The sequence below is a fragment of the Paenibacillus vortex V453 genome, assembly GCF_000193415.1.
GTDB lineage: Bacteria > Bacillota > Bacilli > Paenibacillales > Paenibacillaceae > Paenibacillus_AQ > Paenibacillus_AQ glucanolyticus.
Genome location: NZ_ADHJ01000042.1, coordinates 55,850 through 77,984 on the forward strand (window position 1 = coordinate 55,850; position 22,135 = coordinate 77,984).

Consider the following 22,135-nt stretch of genomic DNA (forward strand, 5'->3'; position numbering starts at 1 on the left):
GCCTACCTTACGTTCTGATCCGCAAACCAGGTTTTGATCTCAACTTCATGCTCGGAGGCCCACTTTGCAGAAGGCAGCATAAAGGCACCGTTTGGTTCACGTTCACTTCGTGCCGGCACACCTTCAACCAGCGGCGTGAAGAAGCTGTCCGTTGAATCCAGCGCCGTTAACATCTGCTGTGTCTCGGGTTTCAGCATATATTCAACAAACGCCTTGGCCGCAGCCGGATTCTTGGCCTGTTTGCTGATCGCTACCACACGAAGGCTCCCGGGTGCCCCCTCCTCCGGCCAAATCACCTCAATGGGCTCACCTGCAAGTTTCAGTTCATAAGCATTGTGCTCTTGAAGTGCCGCAACCTCGATCTCTCCGCTTAACAAGGCTTTGCCTACCGGGCCGTTCTTGGGATAGACATGGAGTCCCTTCTCAAAACGCTGCGCATATTTCTGCTCCGCCTCCGCTACGCCCCACTGTTCAAAAAACGCAGATACGAGTGGATAGGCAGGCGCTGCTACAGCAGGATCTGCATGACCGACTGGACCGTCATAGTCAAAAAATTGTTCCCATGTGGTCGGAGCCTTCTCTGGCGATACCCGATCCGTGTTATAAGCAATCACGCCAGCTGCATGAATGCCGACCGGGAAATAGGCGAAATCCTCCGGCACATAAGCCTTCCCGTTCTCGGACAGATTCCCCAGATTCTGGGGCTGCCAGCCTGTCATCAGAAAATCGCGGTCAGCTAAATTTCGCACCGATCCGTGACCGTCCATCATCAGCACGTCCCACTGCGGGTTCCCCTGCTCGGCCTCTATTTTGGCCAATGCTTCTCCCCCGCCATAATGCACGGCTTCAATCTTGAAGCCTGTCTCTTCCATAAACTTCGGAGCAATGAAATCCACAAAATCATTTCCGTATAAATAGATCGTTTCCCCGGTGTCTTCAACCTTGTCGTTACCTGAGGACACCTCCGATTGCCCCGAAGCCCCACTTCCGCTGGCGATGGGTACGGTGGTTTCTCCCGATCGGACCGTTTGCTGTCCATCGGATTGCGCGCATGCCGACAATAGCCACATGAGTGCGGTTAATGCAAACAACATCCCATATTTGAAACCTGTCTTTTTATTCATGTCACCCTCCTGTTTCGAATTGGCCTTCTTGATTCCATTTCAGCATAACGCCCCAGATTCAATTAAAAATTATCGCTGCGTTAACAAAGAGTTAAATAATATCTATCAAATAAAGGATAAGATTAATAGTATCGATGATGAAACTGGAAGAAAGGATGTAATCCATGAACTTACAGCAATTAAAAGTGTTTGTGCTCACCGTGGAGCTGAAGAAGCTGTACCTTGTAGCTCAAGAGCTTGGCATCACCCAGCCAACCGTCACCTTCCATCTGAACAAGCTGCAGGAAGAGCTTGGCATCGCTCTGTTTCATACCAAGTCCTATCATGTCATCAAACTTACGGAAGCCGGCCACGCCTTCTATCATTACGCATCACAGATCCATTCCCTGTCCGAGCAAGCTGAATCGACAATGGACGTATACCGGGGAACGGCCGCGGGGGTTCTCGCCATTGGCAGCACCCATACGCCAGCCACCTATCTGTTGCCGCCGCTCTTGCAGCAGCTGAAGCTCAATTATCCAGGGCTGTCCATCATGCTGGATGTCCGACCGGCAGCCTATATCCTCGAAAAAATCAAAAAATATGAGCTCGATGTCGGCATCATCTCGAACACGCAAGTGGAGGACCCTGAATTCATCGCCCAGCCGCTGATTCATGATGATCTCGTGCTTATATTCGCGCCGGACCATCCCTTCGGGAGTTCAGAAGATTTGTTTCCGGAGGATCTGGCCGGACATCCCTTCGTATCCCATGAACCGGGCTCCATTAGCCGGCAGCTTATTGACCGCTGGGCGGACAAACATCGGTTGCAGCTTCAGGTTTCGATGGAGATCTCGGGTACCGAGGCACTGAAATCAGCGGTGCGGCACCGTCTCGGGTATGGCATGATTGCAGAAGCCGCCATCCAGGAGGACCTCGCAGAGGGCAAACTTCGTTCGCGGCCCATCCCGTCCTGGCTGCCTGAACGCCAGATCTATGCCGTTCGGCACCGCAATAAACTGATTAGTCCGGCACTGCGAATGTTCTGGAGAAATCTCCTGGACAATTTTTCATCTCAACAGACGAATCATGTTCGCGATCAGTTTTAAGTTTCATTCCGCTATATTTCGTATTCTTCTAAAAAGGGGTAGAATAGTAAGGTGCGGCATTCTGGTATGCCAATGTTAATCCAAGGAGGATCCTAAATGATGAGTGTTGATTATAAAGCGTATTTCGCTGAACACCGCGAAACCCATCTGAACGAATTGAAGGAATGGTTGTCCATTCCGAGCATTTCCGCCCTGTCCGAGCACAAAGGCGACGTTGCCAAGGCAGCAGAATGGCTTGCTGGCAAGCTTAGAGAGGCTGGGCTTGAGCATGTCGAGGTTCATCAGACGGCAGGACACCCTATTATTACGGCGGACCATCTGCATGCGGAAGGCAAGCCGACCCTACTCGTATACGGCCATTACGATGTGCAGCCGGTAGACCCGCTGCATCTGTGGGAAACTCCGCCGTTTGAGCCGGATATTCGCAACGGCAAGCTGTACGCGCGCGGCGCTACGGACGACAAAGGACAGCTCTTCCTGCATGTCAAAGCTGTCGAAGCTATTTTGAAACAGGAGAAGGAGCTTCCGGTCAACATCAAGTTTTGTATCGAAGGCGAGGAAGAGGTATCCAGTCCAAACCTGCCGCTCTATCTCGACAACCATAAGGACAAGCTTGCGGCGGATGCCATTGTGATCTCGGATACGTCCCTGCTCGCACCTGGTAAACCGGCTATTTCTACGGGCCTCCGCGGATTATGCTCCCTGGAGCTGTCACTCGAAACAGCCAATACCGACCTGCATTCCGGTACATATGGCGGCGGGGTGCCTAACGCGCTGCATGCCCTCGTCTCCCTGCTCTCCTCGCTCCATGATGAGCAAGGCCGTGTCGCTGTCAAAGGCTTCTATGACGGTGTACTTGAGCTGTCCCCGGAAATGCGCGAGGAATTTGCCAAGCAGGAATTTGACGAGGAGAAGCTGAAGCGGGATCTCGGCCTCGATTCCCTGTATGGTGAAGAAGGCTTCTCCTTCGTGGAACGGGTAGGTGCACGTCCTACGCTAGAGCTGAACGGGGTGTACGGCGGATTCCAGGGCGAGGGCAGCAAGACCGTCATTCCGAAGGAAGCCCACGCCAAAATCACGTGCCGCCTGGTGGCGAACCAGGATCCGCAAGCAGTTCTTGACGCAATTGAAGCACACTTGCATGCTCACACTCCGGTCGGTTCGAAGCTTACGTTCAAACCGAAGGAAAAAGCGTTTGCCTTCAACATCGATCCATCCCATCCGATGCTGCAAAAAGCGGCGGATGCCTTCGAGAATGTGTACGGCACACGTGCCCTGTTCACGAAGGACGGCGGCTCCATTCCAATCGTGGAGAAGCTGTCCAGCACATTGAACGGCCCTGCGGTCATGATGGGCTACGGCTTGCCGGATGAGAATCTGCATGCTCCGAATGAGCATTTTAATCTGGAGAATTTCGATAAAGGGCTGCTGACAGCAGTGGAGTATTTAAAGCTGGTATAAGAAGGCTTCTGCAGTACAGTTACCGCCCGTCGGCGGTTCATGACTGAAAGAGTCAACTAAGATTTTGTCTCCCTTCGGGAGACTCCATCGTTTGCACAGGCAAGAGGGCTGAGGTGTACACTTCAGCCCTCTTGCTTTGTTTTTGCATGGAAAACGCTGCGAGTGCTGTGATTCTGCACTCGCAGCGTGGGCGGTAGTGCGCAGTGCTGCGGATCTGCACACGCTAACGTTTGGGGCTGGGCTGTGGGGGGGGGCGCACTCGCTAACGTTTGGGGCTGGGCTGTGCGCCGTGGGCCTATTAGCCTCTTTTTGTGTTGAACCATCCGTTCGTTGCCCCCGCTTCCCTACTCTCTACTCTCTACTCTCTACTCTCTACTCTCTACTCTCTACACTCTACTCTCTACACTCTACACTCTACACTCTACTCTCTACTCTCTACCTCTACTCTCTACCTCTACTCTCTACCTCTACTCTCTACCTCTACCTCTACTCTCTACCTCTACCTCTACCTCCACTCCCTACTCTCTACCTTTCTACTGCTTACTCCCTCCCGACTCTCCCCTCCTCCTCTATTTGGTTAACGGACCGACAGGACCTTATTGGCTTAGAAAGGTCCAATTCACAATTCTAATGGACCTAAGGATCGCTATTCCCAGATTTAGAGGTAACTTCACCCGTTTTTTAGACATATAACGGCCTCTCGGTCCGTTAGTCTCAAAATCAGGCTATTTTATATAAAATAGCGGCTCTCAAGTCCGTTACTGCAGGAAATGACCAGCAAACAGACCGTATCGAACTCATGCCAAAAATGTCCAGCCAACAGACTATACCGAGGTCACATGAGCACACCAGGAAATGTCCAGAAAACAGACTATACCGATTTCCCATGAGGAGTGCCAAGAATTACTGGGAAAGCAGACCATGCCGAGGTCACGCGCTTGGTTAACGGACCGACAGGACCTTATTGGCTTAGAAAGGTCCAATTCACAATTCTAATGGACCTGAGGAACGCTATTTCCAGATTTAGAGGTAACTTCGCCCGTTTTTTAGACAAATAACGGCCTCTCGGTCCGTTAGTCTCAAAATCAGGCTGTTTTATCTATAATAGCGGCTCTAAAGTCCGTTACTGCCAGGAAATGACCAGCAAACAAACCATATCGAACTCATGCGAGCACTTCCAAAAATGACCAGCAAACAGACTATACCGAGTTCACATGAGGACTGCCAAGAATTACTGGGAAAGCAGACCATGCCGAGGTCACGCGCTTGGTTAACGGACCGACAGGAACTTATTGACTTAGAAAGGTCCAATTCAAAAATCTAAGGGACATGAGGACCGCTATTCGCAGATTTAGAGGTAACTTCGCCCGTTTTTTAGACATATAACGGCCTCTCGGTCCGTTAGTCTCAAAATCAGGCTATTTTATCTAAAATAGCGGCTCTCAGGTTCGTTACTGCAGGAAATGTCCAGCAAACAGACCATACCCAGCTCACGCGAGCACCACCAAGAAATGTTCAGCAAACGGACTACACCCAGCTCACGCAAGTACTGTCAAAAATTGTTTGGCAAGCACACGCGATTAATTATCGGCCACGCGCCGAGTAACAAAGACTAAGCAGCCGTCCGCAACCCCTGTTCATAACCAAACACACGATAGAAACAACCTCGTTAGGATTAGGGATCGACTCATTAAAATCAATGAGAACGAACGATGCCGTGAGGATCTCATATTTAGGATTAACCTCCTGCGCAGGACTGCATGATCATTAAGGAACTTGGTCATGATATCCACTATGTAGTAGAAGAAGCGAGTGCGTTACCCCATTCATCTGCTTAGCCGCTAGGCATTCGAGGGTTGCTTGCTTTTTTATGTTTTTCATACTGTTCAGAGTGAACGTGATTTTGCAATCTGTACAATCCATGCTTGCATGAATATCCATATCCATGTTCGCAAATATGTAAAAATGGGTAAGAAAAAAGGGGAGATTCATCGCATAAGGAGGGTACGTATGAGAGCAGTCACATATCAAGGTGCAAAAGACATTCAGGTCAAACAAGTTGAGGATCCTACCATTCAGACCCAGGACGATATGATCGTCCGCATTACATCGACGGCCATTTGCGGTTCCGATCTTCATATCTACCAAGGAGCTCTGCCTGCGGCAAAGGATTATGTCATCGGTCATGAGCCGATGGGGATTGTGGAAGAAGTCGGGGCAAACGTGACGCGCGTGAAAAAGGGCGATCGCGTCGTGCTCCCGTTCAATGTGTCATGCGGCCATTGCTACTATTGCAACCACGATATGGAGAGCCAATGCGACAACTCCAACGGAAACCACGATATCCATACAGGCGGTTATTTGGGTTTCACCGAACGCTACGGAAACTACCCGGGCGGCCAAGCAGAATTTTTGAGAGTTCCGTACGGAAACTTTATGCCGCTGGTCATTCCGGAGTCGTGCGAGCTGGAGGATGAGGCCCTTCTCTTCTTGTCCGACGTCCTGCCCACAGCATATTGGAGTGTGGAGAATGCCGGTGTGAAGCCGGGCGATATCGTAACGGTGCTTGGATGCGGGCCCATCGGTCTGATGGCGCAGAAATTCGCGTGGATGAAAGGGGCTAAACGGGTCATCGCCGTTGACCGTCTCCCTTACCGATTACAAAAGGCAAAGCAGATGAACAACGTGGAGATCTACAATTTTGAAGATTATGATGATATGGGCGCATACATCCGCGAAATTACCAAGGGTGGATCGGATATCGTCATAGATTGCGTGGGTATGGACGGCAAGAAATCCCCTTTGGAAGCCATCGGTCAGAAGCTGAAGATCCAGGGCGGTACGTTGAGTGCAATCGATATCGCGATCGAGGCTGTCCGTAAATTCGGTACCATTCAGATAACGGGCGTATATGGCTCTTTATATAACATGTTCCCGCTGGGGCATATCTTTGAGAGAAACATTACCCTGACCATGGGACAGGCCCCCGTGATCCATTACATGCCGGAGCTGTTCAAGAAAATCACGGCCGGTGAATTCGATCCAACCGAAATTGTATCTCACCGGATTCCACTGGAACAAGCAAGTGAAGCCTACCGGATATTCTATGAGCACGAAGATGAATGCACCAAGGTGGTTTTAAAGCCCTAAGCTCCATCATTTCCGATGAGTTCCAGTGAACCAAAACCAAGCAGTCCCTCACGGCCATAGGCTGTGAAACTCTGCTTGGTTTTTCGTTTTTGAGCTGTCTCCATATTCAAATCGCTCTATGTAAGCAAGCTCGGCTTCCGCTGGATACAAACGGAATAACGCCTACCATCCTTGCAGAGTTACCAATACTAGCATGCAAGAAATAGATACCTCTTACCTATCTATTGTGAATTTTTCATATGTTGAAATAATAACGCCTATCGGCTAACTTATTCACTTGCTTTTCTCGCATTCACACGAATAATTGTCCCGCAAGGGTCGGATATCCAGTAGCCTTTCGAATTCTCATGGACCTCCACCTCGTCTCTGCGGCTCACCCCATGCTCCTGCAGATACTCTGCTGCCTCATCCAAATCGTTGGCACCCACCTCCAGCCACACATCCTGCTGGGCATAATTGATCATGCAATCCAGCCACAAGGTGTTAGGGCCATGCTGAAAGGCATGAGCATTATCCTTATAACCCAAATACGGCAGCTTCAATATTTCCTTGTAAAAATGCACGGTTTCGTCATACTTGAATTTTGGAATTTTGAGTGCGATATTATTACCGCCGAGAAACCGAATATCCGCTAATGACATGATACCAACCTCCATTTCGTTGTTTAGAGACATTGTATCAGACAGACTGCAGCAAAATTCTTCCGGATTGCTGAATTACTGAATTCTCTCGAAAATTTCATGAACCTGAAATAGGTTTATACCAACTTTGGCACATATGTCCGAAATCCATCATACCAATCCAATACTTCTTGAGCGCGATTTCAGCATAATCTCGACCTCCTGCTCTCCGAATGGAGTCGCCCAGTGAATGGAGAAAATCTGATTGCTGGCAATATAAAGTGTCATCACAATCACTCCGGAATTATATTCTATTGAACGCTTCATCACTGACCATAACTGTCAGGAATTATTAGATATACTCGACTTGCAGCAGCACAATCAATCTAATGCAAAGCGAGGGTTACACATGAACATGAGTATCGAGGATTTTAATGCAGAATGGTTAAAAGAAGCCCGCATAACGGAACAAGTCATGGACGCTTTGACCGACGACTCCCTAAAAACGGCGATTACGGATCAGCACCGCACCCTTGGTCAGCTGGCTTGGCATTTGGTGATGTCGATTCAGTATATGAACATGCTCGGACTACAATTTGAAGGCCCGTCTCGCGAGCAAGAAATCCCGGATTCCGCTGCCGAGATTCAGGCTAGTTATCGCCGCATCCGACATGCCCTTCTGGATGCCGTTAAGTCGCAGTGGAGTGAGGAAGATCTTCAAGAAACTACGAGAATTCGATGGAGAGCTTTGGACTAACGCGGAATTCCTGCACTTCACCCTCATGCATCAAACCCATCACCGTGGACAAATGACGGTGCTGATGAGACAAGCCGGCCTGCGCATTCCCGTAACTTTACGGTCCGACCTACGATTCCTGGAGTCGATAGAGGGCATGGACCCTTTAGTGTAAAAAGGATACAATCTACTCGAACGCATACTCCAGACCATCTTCAACTGAAAGGGGCGCCCCCTGATGTCCAAAGCAGACAATATGCTGTCGATCCTGTGGATGCTTCGCTCGGGTAGAAAGGTGACCGCACATCAAATCGCTGATGAGCTGGAAATCCATGTTCGAACGGTATACCGTTGTATCGATTCCTTATGCGCCAGCGGTGCGCCGATCATCGCCGATTCAGGGCCTAACGGCGGATTCCGGATTCTGGGTCATTTTGCGGAATCCCCGCTGCTGTTTGATGCCGAAGAACAGAAGGCATTGGTTCACGCTTCGATTTTTGCCAAAGAAACCGGCTATCCATTCACCGATGTGCTGCAGCGGGCCATCGACAAGTTGAAGCGTTATACGAATGAGAAGCAGCTTCATCAAATGGAGCGGCACAGCAGCGGCCTCTCGGTATTGCAGCCCCCTGTACATGAAGAGCAGCGATCGCTGCTTCAAATGCTGGAGACTTCCTCCGCACACGGTCAAACCTTGAAGATGATCTATTCAAACGGCCGTGAGGGCGGCATCGTCTCCCGTGACTTTGACCCTTACAGCATCATCCATTGGAAAGGGCAATGGTATGCCGCCGGATACTGCCGCTTGCGTCAAGAAATACGCAATTTCCGTGTGGATCGAATCATCGGACTGGAGATGACGGACCAACATTTCGAGCGGCCCGCTGATTTTTCGGCCAGGGATGCATTGCTTGGCGCTCTGCTGCCCGATCCCGGCAACCATGAACCTCTCGTTACGGTCGTCATTCAGGGGCATGAGCATGTTCTGAATGAATTAAGTCAACACTGGTTATTCGGACATGCCCTTGTCAAACGTCTGCCTGGAGAAGCCCATTTCCAATTAGGCTCGTCCTCACTGACAGCCTACGTTCCCTATTTCCTTCTCCCCTACGGCAAATCTTTACACATCCTTGAGCCTGCCTCCCTCGTCTTGAAACTGTCAGAGATAACAAGGGACATGGCGCACCATTATGAACAAATGATAACGGCGATGACCAATAATGAAGGGTGATAACGATGGAAAAATTTGCGATGTACGGCAAGCTGATTGCCCATCCGGGACAAGCGTGATGAACTTGCGGAGATCCTGCTCGAAGCAGCAGCGTTACTTCGTGATAACAAAGATTGTGAGCTTTATATCGTCAATGTCTCGGACAGCGATCCGAATGCTGTATGGGTCACGGAATTGTGGAGCAGCCAAGACGCACATGCAGCTTCGCTGGAGGGGGCCGACACTTCCGAGCTGCTGAAGCGCGGACGCCCGCTGATTGCCGGCGCTGAACCGCTTAAGCTGAAGCCGCTTGGAGGTAAAGGATTCTAGGTTTACAAGCAAAGAGGCTGTCCCCGATTGAAACTTGGGGGACAGCCTCTTCCGTTATATATTGTTACGATATTCCGAAGGACTGTAACCTACTTCTTTGCGGAATGTTTTCGAGAAATAATTGGCTGACTCAAAGCCGGTTGCGTCCGCAATCTCCTTTATGCTCAGAGGCGTTGTTCTAAGCATAAGTTTAGCCTGCTCCATTCGCTTGAGGCTCAAGTATTTCTGCGGCGTGATTCCGAAATGCCGTTTGAAGTACTTAATAAAATAATTCGGATGCAAATGCAATGTCCCCGCCATCTGCTCCAGCGTGATCTCTTCGTGCAGGTGGTTTTTGATAAACTGCTGCACGGTGTGAAGCCTGCTCATTTCCTCCATTTTGTCCGCATGAATCTGAGGCTGCTGTTGATCGAACACCCTGGAGAGAATATCCAGCATCACCGACTTCTCCTTCAAGCGAGCGGCGATGGAACGGGTGCGATGCGCATCGACCAGCTGCTGGAATAACAGGGGCATCTCCGCATTGTCCGTTAAGTCATAGCTGTAGGGAACGTTCAGCCAAGAAAATACATCCGAATCGCCCACAGTCGCCGAGAAGTGCGACCAATATTTCAGATAGGGACGGCCGCTGATGACAGAATAGGACTGCTTGGTCCTTGCCGGCATCAGAATCAATTGACCCGGGACAGGATACAGTTCCTCATCGCCGATCTTTACCCATCCTTCACCATCCAGAATAAAATAGAGCTTGTTGTAGGACACGGTATAGTCGAATTCCTTCCACTCCGGCCAGCACTGCGTTCTCTCTGCCTCCCAGATCTGGACCTGCATATTCAGGAGCATTTGCTGGATAGCTTCATGTTCATTTCGTTCATTCTTCATCTTCGATTGTCCTCTAAAGTTATTATAATACCCGTCAGAGTTAAGTAATTATCTATTCATACTAACACATTCTTGTTAAAATCAAACTCGACAATTCCAAGAATCGGAGGTTTGATTCCATGACAACGACTACCACTCCCAGCAATCAAGTCATTCAAGATCGAAACCAGCGTGTGCAATGGTTCCAGAACGACCGTTTCGGCATGTTTATCCACTGGGGTCTCTACTCGATTCCGGCAAGAGGCGAATGGCTTCGAAGTTCGGAACAGATGAGTATCGAAGACTATCAGACGTATTTTGATGAATTTGACCCCGTAGACTATAACCCCCGGGAATGGGCCAAGGCCGCCAAGAAAGCTGGCATGAAATACGCGGTGCTTACGGCCAAGCATCATGATGGATTCTGTTTGTTCGACAGCAAGCTGACTGACTATAAATCAACGAATACCAAAGCCGGCCGGGACCTCGTGCAGGAGTTTCTGGAAGCTTTCCGCGAGGAAGGTCTGAAAGTCGGCCTCTACTTCTCCCTCATCGACTGGCATCATGAAGACTATCCTGCTTATGGAGACCGCATTCATCCGATGCGGGGCAACGAATCCTTCAAGCGCGATCCGAAAAACTTCGACCGTTACCTGGATTACATGCATGGCCAGGTACACGAGCTGCTGACAGGCTATGGCAAGCTCGATATAATGTGGTTTGACTTCTCGTATGATACGATGCGCGGCGAGGTATGGCGCGCTACCGAGCTCATGAAAATGATTCGCGAGCTGCAGCCGCACATTCTCATCGATAATCGGCTGGAGGGCAGCGGCGAGAGCGGCGGCAGCATCTATACCAGCGATCCTTCCATTTACAGCGGTGATTTTGCTTCGCCCGAACAGATCATTCCACCGCATGGTGTCGTAGATGAGACAGGCGCCCCGATTCCATGGGAAGCCTGCATTACGCTGAACAATAACTGGGGTTATGCAGCAGCCGACCGCAATTACAAGTCCTCAACGACCATAATCCGCAAGCTGGTGGAATGCGTAAGCAAGAATGGCAACATGCTGCTGAACGTTGGACCTGACGCCAAAGGTGTCATTCCCAAGGAAAGCCTCGACGTGCTGGAGGAAATCGGTGACTGGATGAGCAAGAACAGCGACAGCATCTACGGCTGCGCGGCTGCGGATTATCCTAAGCCGGATTGGGGACGCTACACGCAAAAAGGCAACAAACTGTACGCCCATGTCTTCGAGGAGTCCATTGGACCGATCAATCTCATCGGCATGGCCGACAAGGTGAAGAAGGCCCGCCTGCTGGCGGACGGATACGAATTGTTCCTCAGCCGCCCCTGGAGCGCAGCGGAATTCACCGAGGATGCGTTTGTGAATTTCGCCCGGCCGGAGCACTTCACTTATCCACTTCCGGACAAACGCAATACCGTGATTGAACTCGAGCTGATTGACGAACCGGATCGTTCGTAACGATACGATTGCATCATCCGAACCGTATATTTTGCCAGAAAAGCCAGACGTGATGTTTCGACATCACGTCTGGCTCTTTTTTCATGTTCTACATACCCACATCCTCCCGCATCCAGCCGCGAGTCAGTAGCGCAAACCCTATTTCAGCAGCCCACGGGCCTGATTGAATCTGGCCACAAATGATCCTCAATCATGCGATAGATGAGCCAGTATATTGACTAACTTGCCGTACGGATCCCGGACGAAAAATCGCCGGACTCCCCACGGCTCGTCAACAGGACCATACTCAATGCGAAAGCCTGCTCCCTTCATGTCCTTCAGCACAGTCTCTATATCATCCACTTCGATTGACAGATCCGGCACAGGCGTGCCGCCGCCTCCTTCCGAAGCAAAGCTGAGCTGAATGGTCATCACATCCTGCGAGCCATAGGTCGCAATCCAGCCGTGATCCATTAATATATCCAGACCTAACACATCTTGATAAAACGTCTTTGCGGCTGCGATCTCCTTTGTGCCAATATTAGCGACGATTCGTTTGACTCTCATGTTCTCCCCCCATTTCTCAGTGTTGAGATACCCCATCGAAACGACGGAATCCTCTTCATCCGTGATATCCTGTCTAAAGTATAACAAATATTTCCAATAAAAACAGACTTCCCTCCAACCTGTCCATAATTCTTGCTCCCCATACCATAGGGCTCCAAGATGAGTCGGCAAACGCGCCCCTGATGACAGGTTCTCCGAAACACAGAGCACGGAATACAAAATACAAAACACAAAACACAAAACACAGAACACAGAACAAAAAAACACAAAAAAACGGCATTTCTGCCGTTTTCGAATGTTGAGCAGGAGTGTCTGCCTGCCCTGCAACCTACCCCTTCGTTCCGCCCTGCAGCCCGAAGCCCTTGGACATAAACTGCTGGGAGAGAATGTACATGATGATCGCCGGAATAGCATACAGCACCGAGAAAGCGGCCAAGCTGCCGTAATCCACCATGCCGTACTGCCCGAAGAACTGATACAGCTTCAGGGAGGCAGGGAATTTTTCAGGCGATTGCAGCAGGATATACGGAACGAAGAAATTGCCCCAGCTGCCGGAGAAGGTAAAGATCGCCACGGTGCAAATCCCCGGCACCATCAGCGGTGCAACCACCTTACGCATTCCCGTAAACACGGAAGCTCCGTCCACCCAGGCGGCTTCCTCCAGATCATTCGGCACGGAATCCATGAAATTCTTCATCATCCATATCCCGTATGGCATCGATGACGCTACATAGAACAGAATAACGCCAAAGATATTGTCATACAGCTTCAATCCAAGGAACAATTGGTATACAGGCACCATAACGGCCGTAATCGGCAGGGATGTCATGAACAGAATGGTCAGCATGAAGGGTTTCTTGTATTTCATCTGATATCGGGACAACGGATAGGCTGCGAGCAGGGCCAACAGGACAACAAGGATGGCTTGGCCAAGCGACATCACCAGGCCAATGAGATAAGCACGCTGATTCTCGCTGCTAGTAATGACTTCTACATAGTTGGCACCGGTAATTTTGCTGGGTACCTTCAAGGATTGCATCGCGTTGGGGTCGACTGAGGCCACAAGCACCCAGAGCAGCGGCAGCACAAAACAGATTCCGATCCCCGCAAGAATGGCATAGGGCAGGATTCGATAGACTAATTTACGTTGTTTGGCATTCATATGATATCACCTCTGGTTACTCTTTCATCGACCTGATATACAGCAGACTTAACACAATTCCGATCAGCAGCAGCAGCAAGGATATCGCGGTTCCATAACCTAACTGATAGTTCACAAACGCCTGATTGTACATGAAGATGGGCAGCGTTGTGGTCGAATTCCCCGGACCGCCGCCGGTCATCGCGTAGATGAGCCCAAATACGCCCAGCGTCTGTAATGTAACCAGCATCATATTGGTTGTAATGGTTCCTTTAATATAAGGGACAATAATGCGCGTGAAGATCTTCCACTTGGACGCACCGTCCACCACCGCCGCCTCCTCGATCTCGTTGGGCACATCATCTAATGCAGCTTGGAACACCAGCATGGAGAAGGCGGTGCCATGCCAAATGTTCGCAAGAATGATGGTTAGCATCGGAACCGTAAATAACCAGGTCACCTCCGAAAATCCGAAAAAGGTAATGATTGCATTCAGCGTGCCTTCATCTCCGAAGAAGCTGTACAAGCACAGGGCACATACAATTTCAGGCGTTACCCAGCCGGCCAGCACAATCGTTCCGATCACCCGCCGAAAGGTTTTATTCCTCTGCTTCATCAGGAGTGCGATGAGAAATCCCAGCACCTGCTGCCCGATGACCGCCGATCCGATAAGGAAAATAAGCGTATTCCAGATACTGATCCTGACCGTAGGATCTTGGAACATCCGGGCATAGTTATCGAAGCCGATAAATTTAAGCTCCCTCGCCGCTTCGCCTGTTAACGCCAAATTCGTGAAGGAATAGAAGAACGTTAGCAGGATCGGATATACAAAAAACACGAGCATAATCGCGATTGAAGGAAGCAAAAAGAAGAGCCAGGTATACGATTTTTTTCGTTTAGGGTAAACATCCACGGACAGACTGCTCATGTATAGTTCTCCTTCCATGCTGATCATCTGAAAAACCGCTTGCCCAAGCCTCCGTGTAATAAGGGAGGACTTGAGCAAGCATTGCGTGGCTATATCGAACTATTTCTCCACCACATGATCCGCCCCAACAATGCGGGTGACATCCTGCGCATATTTATTCATTGCGTCCGCAGGCGAGGTTCCCGTTGCCACCGACTCCACCATCGTCTGAATCTGTGTTGACACTTCCGGATATTTCTCTTGTGCTGGTCTGAACTCTGCGTTCTTGAGGTACTCCGTCGCAATTTCGTTAAATGGCATTTTTGTATATTCCGGATCCTTGGCTACATCGGCACGTACCGTGATATTACCGGACGCCATCACGAGCTTCTGGGTGTTTTCCTTATTCAGTGCATATTGGATGAAGGCCCAAGCCTCGTCTATATTCTTCGAATGGCTTGGAATCGATAATGCCCATCCTCCGGCCAGCGTGATCGAGCCAGGGTCCTGCCCTTGGCTGGTCGGCATTGGCGCGAAGCCTAACACATCCTTGTATTCAGGCCATGGGGCTGCGCCGGATTCCATATAGTTGCCTGTGATCCATGAGCCGTCAAGGGAAATCGCCAGCTTGCCTTGCGGCAAGTATTCACGGGAAGCTGTATTGCCTGCCTGACCATTCAATACTTTGGACAGTGGCGGTCCAAGCTTCTCTTTATTGACCGTCTCCACAAAGGTCAGCGCATCGAGAATGCCCTGGCTTTTGGTAATCCATTTGCTGCCAGCATCGTCATACAGTCTTTCACCTGTACCGTAGAGGAGCATTTCATAGGTTTGCATGGAAGTGGCTTCGCCTGTTGCCTTGCCCATATTCATCCAAATTGGCACCACATCAGGCGTTTTCTCCTTGATGGTTCGCGCGGCACTTAAGACGTCCTCCCAAGTCTTCGGCTGCCAGTCCTCGGGAAGACCCGCTTGTTTAAAAATGTCCTTGTTATACCAGAGTCCCCTGGAATCCGTATTGTACGGCACTCCGTATACCTTGCCATCGCTGGCCGTAACTCCCTTCTTCATCGCTTCAATAAAAGAACTGTTGCCCCAGTCCTCCCATGCCGCCAATTTCTCGTCAAGCGGTTCCAGATAGCCCGCGCTCGCATCGGAGTTCAAGATAAAGGTATCCTCTGTCACGATATCCGGCGCCGTATCTTTAGACTTCAGTGCCAACGCTACCTTGGCAAAATAATCGCCTTCCGATGCCTGAATCGGTGTCGGCTTGATCTCTACGCTCTTGTCAGGGTAACTTGCCGATACTTCCTTGAGCCATTTATAGAACGCTCCGTTCTCGCCGATCCCGTCATCCCGAAACGTAACGGTAATGGTTTTCTTGGCTGTCTCTCCACCCTTTCCTGGCTCCGGATTGCCGGCTTCACTCGGCGTTCCCTTGCCACCGGTGCAACCGAATAACAAAGAAACACTCAATACCGCTGTCGTGACTAGCCAAAATCCCCTCTTGCCTGACTTCATACGTATCCCTCCTTTTGGCTGCAGCAAAAATCGATTTACTATCCAAATTTTGTATACGCTTACGAAAGCGTATATTCATCTCTATTTTCAAAATAGTGAGGATATTCTGAACTTTTTTTCATGACAAAGAGACCGCTTGGTGCAAGCGGCCTTTACCGTTCTTTATGCGTTTTTTTTCCTTATCCATCATATGAGCATTCACGAATAAATATTCTTATATTTACCATATATAGAAAATATTAATTTAATGATCTTTATGATAAGCCATTTCGCATTTGGGTCTTTACTTTGGATGGAAATCCCATTATATTTGTATGTACAAACAATATAATGTATATCATAAATTCACCGTATTCTTCGTCATCGAATTGATGCCGAAAAAATCCCCTTATAAAACTGGAGGTTTCCATTCTATGAGTGACCGTTTTATTTTCCTGCTGACTTTATTCTCAGTAGTAGGCTCAGGGCTGATCGCCGGGCTGTTCTTCGCGTTCTCTTCCTTCATGATGACCGCGTTGTCCCGAATTCCCAATGAACAGGGGATCAACGCGATGCAATCCATCAATGTATCCATTCTAAATCCCACATTCAGCACATTATTTATGGGAACGGCGCTCACCAGCATTGCGCTTGCCATCGTGTCAATCATACACTGGGGGGAACCCGGCTCGTTGCACCTGCTTGGGGCCAGCCTGCTGTATTTGGCGGGATTTATCGTAACGATAGCATTCAACGTCCCGCTAAATGATGCGTTAGCTGCCGTTGACCCCGGAACCAGCACCGGTACTGAGGTGTGGAACACCTATCTCGGAAGCTGGACGCCGTGGAACCATGTGAGAACCGTGACGTACCTACTCGGGGCGCTGGTCATGTTTGTTTTGGCGTTACGCAGCTTAAGCTAATGTTGTATGATCCAAGTGGAAAGAAAAAAACAAGGAGGGAGAACATAATGGAACAGGCTAATCTCGGGTTCTGTAAGGAATGGGCATCTCCCAAACATCATGCCATAGCGGCAGGTCCTCGTCATACCGTTGGTCTTCAATCAGACGGCACAGTGACAGCTGTGGGTGATAATAAATATGGCCAATGTGATGTAAGTAACTGGCGCGATATGGTGGCGGTTGCGGCTGGTAATGTTCATATGGCGACCAACACGGGTAATGCCCATACCATTGGTCTTACATCTGACGGTACAGTGACGGCTGTGGGTTGGAATAAACATGACCAATGCAATGTAAACGACTGGCGAAATATAGTGGCGGTTGCAGCGGGTTGGCGTCGGACCGTCGGGCTTACATCAGACGGCACGGTGGTGGCTGCAGGCCGAAATAATGAAGGACAATGCAATGTAGGCGACTGGCACAACATCGTGGCGGTTGCGGCAGGTGACTGGCATACCATCGGGCTTACATCGAACGGCACCGTGGTGGCTGCGGGTAATAATCGATATAGCCAATGCAATGTAAGCGACTGGCGCAACATCGTGGCTATAGCAGCGGGTTACCTTCATACCGTTGGCCTTCAATCGGACGGCACGGTGGTCGCTGTGGGCTTGAATAAGTTTGACGCATGCGATGTAAGCGGCTGGCGCGGTATGGTGGCAATAGCGGCCGGTAGTTATCATACCGTTGGCCTTCAATCGGACGGAAGGTGTGCGGCTGCAGGCAAGAATGAGCATGGCCAATGCAATGTAAGCGGCTGGCGTGATATAGTGGCGGTAGCAGCGGGCTGCGCGCATACTCTTGGCCTTAAATCGGATGGCACGGTGGTGGCCGTGGGGGATAATAAATATGGCCAATGCGATGTAAGCAGCTGGCATGGCATCCTACTGCCCGGCAATTAGTTTCAATATTAATAATACATACAATAAGTCATGCGCCGATTTCCCTCGCATGGTTTATTTGTTTGCATTAATATTCAAATGTTTTCTCTGAGATACTTTTGCCTGCTATCCCTTGTCCTCGGCATGGGTGGTTTCCTCTGATCTAGGTGTGTCCAAACTTTCTAACAGAAAACCCATACCTCCACTACCGAATCTTCATTAGATATACTATCAATCTAGTAAAGGCGGTGGAGATATGGGGATTCTCAAGGTTGATAAGTGGAATCATACATGCAAGCTTGAAACTTCAGCCAAACCGCATCGTAACATCGGATGGGTGTCAAGTAATTGGAGCGGGTACAGCATTATGGGAAAAAAGAGGACCTTCAAGCGGGTATCCGCCAAATGGAATGTGCCATTTCTTCGTCCAAGCCAGGGGGCTTCTTATTCCTCCGCATGGATCGGCATCGACGGGTATGGCAACAACAGTCTGATTCAGACCGGAACCGGTCATGATTTCATAGACGGCAAGGCTTATTATTATGCTTGGTGGGAGATTCTACCGGCCTCGGTTACGCTCATTCCATTGCCTGTCCAGCCGGGGGACCGCATGCATGCCACCATCATCAAGCGCAGCGGATCTATCTGGCTGATCTGCCTTCGCAACTCAACCCGCAACTGGACCTTTCGAACGTCGCAGCGCTACACCGGTCCGCAGACTTCTGCCGAATGGATCGTTGAGGCTCCGCAAGTGAATGGAGAACTCGCCCAGATGGCACGACTATCTCCTGTTATCTTCTCCTGCTGCCGGGCCAACGGCAGGAGTCCTCGACTTATTTCAGTGGATGGAGGCATTATGATTCAAGATTTGAAGATTACCTCCATACCTTCTAACCCGAACAGGGCTGGAGACCGGTTTGTTGTCAAAAGCGATCATTCATAAAGAAACGGACCTTACCGAAGCGTCAGGGAATATCCTCTCGTCTTATAAGAAGCTCTAAAAACAGCCGCTGCATCCCCTCTGATCTCCGGGGTGCAGCGGCTGTCTTTTTATAATGTTCCGTGAACCGGTATTCCCCTATACAATACGGCCCGCCGTTGCGATCTTCTGGCAACCGCCTCTGCAGAGCAGCTGGCTTCTACAATGACCGCATGGGCAGCATCCCCGACTTTCGGCCATGCATACTGCCCGTCCCGGTCTAACGGAGTAACCCCTCCCGTAATGAAGCCAAGTGTCTGTCCGAGCGAACGCTCATCCATCAGATGGAACCGTTCGGCCAGCGTGCCCGCCTTATCCAGATTGTCTCCCTTGCCGAATGGGGACCAGTGATCCATTATACTGTCTTGTCCAAGCGAAACGCCTACACCTTGGCGGTGCAGCTGAGGAATCGGAATGGTTCGGCCGAGTGGTACTGAAGAGGTGATGGAAATCCCCAGGTTCGCCAGCCGAGCCGCCACTTCATCCACTTCGCTTGATGAGACATCTGCCAATGCAAGGGCATGACTTAGCGTGACTCTCCCGTTCCAGCCTGCATCTTCCACAAGATCGGCCAATACTTTAAAGGTATTCAGCCCGATATGGGACGGCTCATGCAAATGCATATCAATGCCGGCATTCGCCTCAACCGCCAGTTCCATCATGGCATTCAATGATTTTTCCATATCATCGTCCACCGTTGCGGGATCCAGTCCGCCTACGAGGGCTGCCCCATTCCGGAGCGCTTCCCTGACCAGTGATACGGACTGGCTGCGGAGCAGGCCATGCTGAGGGAAAGCTACAATCTCCACAAAGGCTTTCTCCCGGTAGCCATCCACAGCCTGCTGCGTTGCCTCCAGATTTCGCAATCCAACCACGGGATCGACGTTGCAGTGGGAACGAATATGTGTCGATCCGTAGCCTATTAACAGATCCAGCAGCCCCTCCGCCCTTTCCTTGGCCGTAGGAAGAAGTTCGGGGAGCAGCCTCTGCTCCTCCTCAATCCGGCTAAAGACGCCGTTTGCGGGACGGGTCGGTGCCTTCCAGGGGCCTCCATAATAAGTTTTGTCCAGATGGATATGCATATCTCGAAATGACGGGAGCATTAGCCCACCCTTTACATCCCGCACAGGCAATGCCGTTTCAGGCACAGCATCCGCAGGACGAATCTCGGAGAATGCCCCATTCTCTATTTTCATATGAAATAATCCCGTCTCCGTTCCGGTCACGATCCCATCCTTGTAGCGGTAACCCGTTTCCAGTCGGACATGGAGCAGCCAATATGAGGTACTCTGTTCATTCATCATGATCATCCCTTCCCGCATTTGCTTTGTAACTGTCTTTCGTTGTTTATATGATCATGCTACCCATTAATGGCATTCAACAAAATACGTTCGATTTCCAGATATCCACGCTCCTGCGCATGCTGCAGCGGAGTTACACCTTCTCCGTCGGCAAGATGAACGTCCGCACCATGATCCAATAACAGCTGCACGATTTGCTGATGGTTCTCACCGCCGTCACCGAGAATGATCGCTTCAAGCAGCGCGGTCCAGTTCAGATTATTGATATGATCGATATCGACATCCGTCCGGGTCAGCAGCTCCCGCACAATCTCCACATGCCCGCGATCCGCGGCAGGGATGAGAGCCGTACCGCCATAACGATTGGTTATTGTCACGTCTGCGCCTGCATCGATTGCTAACTTCAGAATATCGCGCAGCCCTTCCGCACCGGCATACAGGAATACATTATTACGATTATGATCGCGAATGTTAATATCTGCGCCTGCCTGAATCAGGATTTCTACCGTCTCCACTTGATTATGGTAGGTTGCTGCCAGGACCGCCGTTCTTCCTTCCTCGTTCGTCGCATTGATATTTGCTCCAGATTGAAGCAGTCGTTTCACTTGCTCCGTATTCCCTTGCTCAGCGTATTCGATGAGTTGACGATCCATATTCTGCACCTCTTTTTTATCGGAATGGGGTTGACAGGCCGACAGGAAAAGTATCAGTAAAATCGAAGTTAAACGAAACACTTGAACCGCCCCCTCTTTCTATCGTGTATATTCGTATGCTAACATGAGACTGAAACATATGAAAAATACATAAAAAATTGATTTTCCAAAGGTTTTTCATATACAAGGAGGTTTGCTTGTTTATATGGATATACGACAGCTCCGGTATTTTATCGCCATTGTGGAAGAAGGAACCATCTCGCACGCCGCCAATCGACTGCATATCTCACAGCCTCCTCTCAGTCAGCAGCTGAAAGCGATGGAGGAAGAACTCGGATCAATATTGGTATACCGCCGGGGAAAGCGGCTTGAAATCACGGAATCCGGTAAAGCTCTATACAAGTATGCTCTGCAGATGACCCAGCTCATGGAGGAGGCCAAAGCCGAGGTTCAAGAGGTCGGGAACGGAGATAAGGGAACGCTCCGTCTTGGCATTAATACTCTGTCTTCGGTAGAATTGCCTGCTTGGCTCCATGAATTCAGAGCAAAGTTTCCCCAAGTCTCGTATAAAATCCAGCAAAATGAGTCGTATCAACTCTGTGAGCTCGTTCGAAACAGGGCACTTGAATTAGCCATCGTCCGCCTCCCGCTGGAACTGGATGATTTCTCGGTGCTTCATTTGCATACGGAGCCCTTTTATTTACTCGCCTCCGATCAGCAGGCATCCCTGGAACAGGAAATGCCCCTCTCCCAAATCGTGCAGTATCCCCTTATTCTGCCCAGCACCGAAGGATTAGGCGTGTATTATACGATTCAGATGGCTTTCTCCGAGCAGAACCTGCAGCCCAACGTTGTCGCCGAATGCTCGGATATTTCCCTGTTGCTGCGTTTAGTGGCCTCCGATTTTGGAGTTGCGATCGTACCGGAGACGCTGGTTAAACGGCACTTGCCAGATCACATTCACGCCTTTAGAATCACAGGTACCCCGGCTACCGCTTCTACCGCCCTAATCTGGCTGAAGGATTATCACATTTCCAGAATGGCCCTGAACTTTATCGATTTGCTGACTGCCGCCAAAGCGAGACATATGTAAGCTTCAGCAAAAAAGAGGCTGCCCAAAAGTCACTTGACCTGAGGGCAGCCCCTTTGTCTGTTATAAGGACGCTGCGGAACGGAGCATTCCTCCAATCGCTGT

21 protein-coding genes are annotated in these 22,135 nt (G+C 50.1%); 12 read left to right on the forward strand and 9 right to left on the reverse strand.

Annotation, left to right across the window (positions count from 1 at the left end; all coding sequences use genetic code 11):
* Positions 1-2 precede the first annotated feature (2 nt).
* Positions 3-1,124, reverse strand: a complete 1,122-nt coding sequence (locus PVOR_RS22940) for an extracellular solute-binding protein (RefSeq protein ID WP_006211896.1) — start codon at positions 1,122-1,124, stop codon at positions 3-5.
* Positions 1,125-1,288: 164 nt separating this feature from the next.
* Here PVOR_RS22940 and PVOR_RS22945 point away from each other — a divergent pair, with 164 nt between their 5' ends.
* The 3 genes from PVOR_RS22945 (at position 1,289) to PVOR_RS22955 (ending at position 6,823) form a co-directional block, all read left to right on the forward strand.
* Positions 1,289-2,212, forward strand: coding sequence for a LysR family transcriptional regulator (locus PVOR_RS22945; RefSeq protein ID WP_006211897.1), 924 nt, complete (start codon positions 1,289-1,291; stop codon positions 2,210-2,212).
* Positions 2,213-2,311: 99 nt separating this feature from the next.
* Positions 2,312-3,673, forward strand: a complete 1,362-nt coding sequence (locus PVOR_RS22950; protein ID WP_006211898.1) for a dipeptidase — start codon at positions 2,312-2,314, stop codon at positions 3,671-3,673.
* A gap of 2,010 nt (positions 3,674-5,683) precedes the next feature.
* On the forward strand, positions 5,684-6,823 hold the full coding sequence (locus PVOR_RS22955) for a zinc-dependent alcohol dehydrogenase (protein ID WP_006211899.1): 1,140 nt from the start codon (positions 5,684-5,686) through the stop codon (positions 6,821-6,823).
* Between the two features lie 269 nt (positions 6,824-7,092).
* Here the strand turns inward: PVOR_RS22955 and PVOR_RS22960 are convergent, their stop codons facing one another.
* Positions 7,093-7,464, reverse strand: coding sequence for a VOC family protein (locus tag PVOR_RS22960; protein WP_006211901.1), 372 nt, complete (start codon positions 7,462-7,464; stop codon positions 7,093-7,095).
* 388 nt (positions 7,465-7,852) lie between these two features.
* Between PVOR_RS22960 and PVOR_RS22965 the strand changes: the two genes are divergently transcribed.
* The 4 genes from PVOR_RS22965 (at position 7,853) to PVOR_RS22975 (ending at position 9,719) form a co-directional block, all read left to right on the forward strand.
* On the forward strand, positions 7,853-8,200 hold the full coding sequence (locus PVOR_RS22965) for a DinB family protein (RefSeq protein ID WP_006211903.1): 348 nt from the start codon (positions 7,853-7,855) through the stop codon (positions 8,198-8,200).
* Between the two features lie 25 nt (positions 8,201-8,225).
* Entirely contained in the window at positions 8,226-8,354 is a 129-nt protein-coding gene (locus PVOR_RS32660) for a DinB family protein (protein ID WP_268741811.1), read from the forward strand.
* A 63-nt stretch (positions 8,355-8,417) separates the two neighbouring features.
* Positions 8,418-9,410: a helix-turn-helix transcriptional regulator gene (locus tag PVOR_RS22970; RefSeq protein ID WP_006211904.1), complete on the forward strand. Its 993-nt coding sequence runs from the start codon at positions 8,418-8,420 to the stop codon at positions 9,408-9,410.
* 36 nt (positions 9,411-9,446) lie between these two features.
* On the forward strand, positions 9,447-9,719 hold the full coding sequence (locus tag PVOR_RS22975; protein WP_006211905.1) for a putative quinol monooxygenase: 273 nt from the start codon (positions 9,447-9,449) through the stop codon (positions 9,717-9,719).
* 54 nt (positions 9,720-9,773) lie between these two features.
* Here the strand turns inward: PVOR_RS22975 and PVOR_RS22980 are convergent, their stop codons facing one another.
* Positions 9,774-10,601 carry an AraC family transcriptional regulator gene (locus PVOR_RS22980; RefSeq protein WP_006211906.1) on the reverse strand — a complete coding sequence of 276 codons (828 nt, stop codon included), beginning with the start codon at positions 10,599-10,601 and terminating at the stop codon, positions 9,774-9,776.
* A gap of 119 nt (positions 10,602-10,720) precedes the next feature.
* Between PVOR_RS22980 and PVOR_RS22985 the strand changes: the two genes are divergently transcribed.
* Positions 10,721-12,070: an alpha-L-fucosidase gene (locus PVOR_RS22985; protein ID WP_006211907.1), complete on the forward strand. Its 1,350-nt coding sequence runs from the start codon at positions 10,721-10,723 to the stop codon at positions 12,068-12,070.
* Between the two features lie 186 nt (positions 12,071-12,256).
* Here PVOR_RS22985 and PVOR_RS22990 read toward each other — a convergent pair whose 3' ends face one another.
* From PVOR_RS22990 to PVOR_RS23005, 4 genes are all read right to left on the reverse strand, one after another.
* On the reverse strand, positions 12,257-12,616 hold the full coding sequence (locus PVOR_RS22990; RefSeq protein ID WP_006211908.1) for a VOC family protein: 360 nt from the start codon (positions 12,614-12,616) through the stop codon (positions 12,257-12,259).
* Positions 12,617-12,944: 328 nt separating this feature from the next.
* Complete coding sequence (locus PVOR_RS22995) at positions 12,945-13,778, reverse strand: carbohydrate ABC transporter permease (RefSeq protein ID WP_006211909.1); 834 nt, start codon at positions 13,776-13,778, stop codon at positions 12,945-12,947.
* Between the two features lie 16 nt (positions 13,779-13,794).
* Positions 13,795-14,685, reverse strand: a complete 891-nt coding sequence (locus tag PVOR_RS23000; protein WP_006211910.1) for a carbohydrate ABC transporter permease — start codon at positions 14,683-14,685, stop codon at positions 13,795-13,797.
* Between the two features lie 99 nt (positions 14,686-14,784).
* On the reverse strand, positions 14,785-16,185 hold the full coding sequence (locus PVOR_RS23005; protein ID WP_006211911.1) for an ABC transporter substrate-binding protein: 1,401 nt from the start codon (positions 16,183-16,185) through the stop codon (positions 14,785-14,787).
* A gap of 413 nt (positions 16,186-16,598) precedes the next feature.
* Here PVOR_RS23005 and PVOR_RS23010 point away from each other — a divergent pair, with 413 nt between their 5' ends.
* The 3 genes from PVOR_RS23010 (at position 16,599) to PVOR_RS23020 (ending at position 18,950) form a co-directional block, all read left to right on the forward strand.
* Positions 16,599-17,087 (forward strand): anthrone oxygenase family protein, encoded by a 489-nt coding sequence (locus PVOR_RS23010; protein ID WP_006211912.1) that lies wholly within the window; start codon positions 16,599-16,601, stop codon positions 17,085-17,087.
* A gap of 47 nt (positions 17,088-17,134) precedes the next feature.
* On the forward strand, positions 17,135-18,028 hold the full coding sequence (locus PVOR_RS23015; protein WP_006211913.1) for an RCC1 domain-containing protein: 894 nt from the start codon (positions 17,135-17,137) through the stop codon (positions 18,026-18,028).
* Between the two features lie 235 nt (positions 18,029-18,263).
* The gene (locus PVOR_RS23020) at positions 18,264-18,950 is read left to right on the forward strand and encodes a G1 family glutamic endopeptidase (protein WP_006211914.1); all 687 of its coding nucleotides are present in this window, start codon (positions 18,264-18,266) and stop codon (positions 18,948-18,950) included.
* A 107-nt stretch (positions 18,951-19,057) separates the two neighbouring features.
* On the opposite strand, the gene PVOR_RS23025 is transcribed toward PVOR_RS23020, so the two are convergent.
* Positions 19,058-20,287, reverse strand: coding sequence for an amidohydrolase family protein (locus PVOR_RS23025; protein ID WP_040680906.1), 1,230 nt, complete (start codon positions 20,285-20,287; stop codon positions 19,058-19,060).
* Positions 20,288-20,346: 59 nt separating this feature from the next.
* Positions 20,347-20,997 carry an ankyrin repeat domain-containing protein gene (locus PVOR_RS23030; protein WP_419144525.1) on the reverse strand — a complete coding sequence of 217 codons (651 nt, stop codon included), beginning with the start codon at positions 20,995-20,997 and terminating at the stop codon, positions 20,347-20,349.
* 148 nt (positions 20,998-21,145) lie between these two features.
* On the opposite strand from PVOR_RS23030, the gene PVOR_RS23035 reads away from it, so the two are divergent.
* Complete coding sequence (locus tag PVOR_RS23035; RefSeq protein WP_006211917.1) at positions 21,146-22,033, forward strand: LysR family transcriptional regulator; 888 nt, start codon at positions 21,146-21,148, stop codon at positions 22,031-22,033.
* Positions 22,034-22,135 lie beyond the last annotated feature (102 nt).

Bases quoted from the DNA above. Each gene is read 5' to 3' on its own strand.
- PVOR_RS22940 (WP_006211896.1), bottom strand. From the start codon at position 1,124: ATGAATAAAAAGACAGGTTTCAAATATGGGATGTTGTTTGCATTAACC.
- PVOR_RS22945 (WP_006211897.1), top strand. From the start codon at position 1,289: ATGAACTTACAGCAATTAAAAGTGTTTGTGCTCACCGTGGAGCTGAAG.
- PVOR_RS22950 (WP_006211898.1), top strand. From the start codon at position 2,312: ATGAGTGTTGATTATAAAGCGTATTTCGCTGAACACCGCGAAACCCAT.
- PVOR_RS22955 (WP_006211899.1), top strand. From the start codon at position 5,684: ATGAGAGCAGTCACATATCAAGGTGCAAAAGACATTCAGGTCAAACAA.
- PVOR_RS22960 (WP_006211901.1), bottom strand. From the start codon at position 7,464: ATGTCATTAGCGGATATTCGGTTTCTCGGCGGTAATAATATCGCACTC.
- PVOR_RS22965 (WP_006211903.1), top strand. From the start codon at position 7,853: ATGAACATGAGTATCGAGGATTTTAATGCAGAATGGTTAAAAGAAGCC.
- PVOR_RS32660 (WP_268741811.1), top strand. From the start codon at position 8,226: ATGCATCAAACCCATCACCGTGGACAAATGACGGTGCTGATGAGACAA.
- PVOR_RS22970 (WP_006211904.1), top strand. From the start codon at position 8,418: ATGTCCAAAGCAGACAATATGCTGTCGATCCTGTGGATGCTTCGCTCG.
- PVOR_RS22980 (WP_006211906.1), bottom strand. From the start codon at position 10,601: ATGAAGAATGAACGAAATGAACATGAAGCTATCCAGCAAATGCTCCTG.
- PVOR_RS22985 (WP_006211907.1), top strand. From the start codon at position 10,721: ATGACAACGACTACCACTCCCAGCAATCAAGTCATTCAAGATCGAAAC.
- PVOR_RS22990 (WP_006211908.1), bottom strand. From the start codon at position 12,616: ATGAGAGTCAAACGAATCGTCGCTAATATTGGCACAAAGGAGATCGCA.
- PVOR_RS22995 (WP_006211909.1), bottom strand. From the start codon at position 13,778: ATGAATGCCAAACAACGTAAATTAGTCTATCGAATCCTGCCCTATGCC.
- PVOR_RS23000 (WP_006211910.1), bottom strand. From the start codon at position 14,685: ATGAGCAGTCTGTCCGTGGATGTTTACCCTAAACGAAAAAAATCGTAT.
- PVOR_RS23005 (WP_006211911.1), bottom strand. From the start codon at position 16,185: ATGAAGTCAGGCAAGAGGGGATTTTGGCTAGTCACGACAGCGGTATTG.
- PVOR_RS23010 (WP_006211912.1), top strand. From the start codon at position 16,599: ATGAGTGACCGTTTTATTTTCCTGCTGACTTTATTCTCAGTAGTAGGC.
- PVOR_RS23015 (WP_006211913.1), top strand. From the start codon at position 17,135: ATGGAACAGGCTAATCTCGGGTTCTGTAAGGAATGGGCATCTCCCAAA.
- PVOR_RS23020 (WP_006211914.1), top strand. From the start codon at position 18,264: ATGGGGATTCTCAAGGTTGATAAGTGGAATCATACATGCAAGCTTGAA.
- PVOR_RS23025 (WP_040680906.1), bottom strand. From the start codon at position 20,287: ATGAATGAACAGAGTACCTCATATTGGCTGCTCCATGTCCGACTGGAA.
- PVOR_RS23035 (WP_006211917.1), top strand. From the start codon at position 21,146: ATGGATATACGACAGCTCCGGTATTTTATCGCCATTGTGGAAGAAGGA.